This window comes from Streptomyces sp. AK010 (assembly GCF_014207295.1).
Classification (GTDB): Bacteria; Actinomycetota; Actinomycetes; order Streptomycetales; family Streptomycetaceae; genus Streptomyces; species Streptomyces massasporeus.
Genome location: NZ_JACHCX010000066.1, coordinates 1 through 1694 on the forward strand (window position 1 = coordinate 1; position 1694 = coordinate 1694).

General features: G+C 69.2%; 2 protein-coding genes. One reads left to right on the forward strand and one right to left on the reverse strand.

Translation table 11 applies throughout. The features are described from left to right. The first annotated feature begins 119 nt into the window (after nt 1-119). On the forward strand, nt 120-674 hold the full coding sequence (locus tag HDC93_RS39530) for a hypothetical protein (RefSeq protein WP_311774743.1): 555 nt from the start codon (nt 120-122) through the stop codon (nt 672-674). Here the strand turns inward: HDC93_RS39530 and HDC93_RS37570 are convergent. After that, nucleotides 598-1422 (reverse strand): IS5 family transposase, encoded by an 825-nt coding sequence (locus HDC93_RS37570; protein WP_185015242.1) that lies wholly within the window; start codon nt 1420-1422, stop codon nt 598-600. The two genes, HDC93_RS39530 and HDC93_RS37570, sit on opposite strands and share 77 nt — an antisense overlap. Between the last annotated feature and the right edge of the window lie 272 nt (nt 1423-1694).

Consider the following 1694-nt stretch of genomic DNA (forward strand, 5'->3'; position numbering starts at 1 on the left):
AGAAGCCGTTGTCTTTCCGGACGCGATCGTTGAGTTTCCGCTGATCAGGCATGGTGTCGGTGTCGCCGAGGGAGGGTTCGGACGTTCAGTTCGTTCTCGGTGGTGCGGAGGTGGCGCCGGTGGCGTCGGTGATGGGCTTGCTGGAGGAACGGGAGAGTGCTGCCCGGGCGGCTGTGGAGGAGCTTCAGGCGGAAGCGGACCGGGTCCTGGCCGAACTCGCTGTGGCGGAGGGAGTGTTGGAGCGCCGGGTGATCGCGCGGGTGGAGCTCGCCGAGGCCCTTGCCGCGCCGGCCGAGGAGGCGGCTGTGGTGGTTCCCGGCCCGCGGGAGGCGTCGGCGGAGGCGGTGAAGGTCCCGGTCACGGGCTCGGTCGTGCCGCGGTGGCACCAGGCAGGGACCCTTCAGGCGCTCGCGCCGGAGTACCGGCGGATCGTGGAGCTGGTGGAGTCCGCAGAAGGCGACGGTGCGGGGATGTCAGCGAAGGAGCTGGCGGCCCGGCTGGGTCTGGAGTTGGTGCCGGCGAAGATCGAGGGGGTGCGCTCCCGGGCGAAGCGGCTGGTCGAGCGGGAGTGGCTGGCGGCGTCGCCGTCCGGCCGGTTCACGCCGCGGCGGCCCACCGCGACTGCTCGGGCCGCGGCCGGGACGCCGGACGGCGGGCGAGGCGGCGGCTCATGAGCATGGCCTGCGAGAAGTAGACGAACGCCTCGCTGGAAGCGGGCAGCGTCTCGAAGTCCCGCACCAGACGGCGCGAACGCATCAGCCACCCCAGCGTGCGCTCCACCACCCACCTTCTCGGCAGCACCGCGAATCCCTTCACGTCGTCACTGCGTTTGACGATCTGCAGGGTGAGCTGGAGTTTTTCCTCCGCCCAGGTGACCAGGCGGCCGGAGTAGCCGCCGTCGGCCCACACCAGTGTGATCGTGGTGAACTTCGTCCGCAGGTGGGGCAGCATGCCGCGAGCGGCCTGACGGTCGGTGACATCGGCGGCACACACCAGCACCATCAGAACGAGGCCGAGGCAGTCCGTGATGACGTGCCGGCGCCTGCCGTTGATCTTCTTGCCGCCGTCGTAGCCGCGTGACACGGCGGGCACCGAGGCCGCCGCCTTGACGGACTGCGAGTCGATGATGGCCGCGGTCGGCTCCACCTCGCGTCCCTCGGCCGTGCGGACCTCGCCACGCAGCCGGTCATGGAACTCCTTGACCAGGCCCTTCTTCCGCCACCTGCGGAAGAACGCATACACGCGGTCCCAGCTGGGGAAATCGCACGGCATCGCGCGCCACTTGATGCCGTTGTCGGTGACATAGCGGATCGCGTCCAACATCACGCGGTGGCAGTAGCCCTCCGGCTGCCCGCCCCGGCCCTCCAGCCATGCCGGAACCGGCAGCGCGTCCCGCACCACCGCCCACTCCTCATCCGTCATGTCCGACGGATACACCGGCACCCTCTCCGGACGGTCGGCCGCGTTCCCGAACCGGTGAGCGAGACAATCGCACGGCGACACGCGGAAGTTGGACGCGGCGGGCACGATCACGCAAGACTGGAACAACAGGGCCTCCTTGGTGCACGAGTCGGTGTCGCAACCCTCGTGCTGCACCGGAGGCCCTGCCTTCATGCACCTACCGGCCAAGATCACCCGTCAAGGGATCCTGTTCGATCAGAACCGCCCCCGTGATCGATAGGAATACGGCTTCT

What these genes read in the sequence shown, in the direction of transcription:
- HDC93_RS37570 (WP_185015242.1), bottom strand. Translation starts at nt 1,422, where the DNA reads ATGACGGATGAGGAGTGGGCGGTGGTGCGGGACGCGCTGCCGGTTCCG.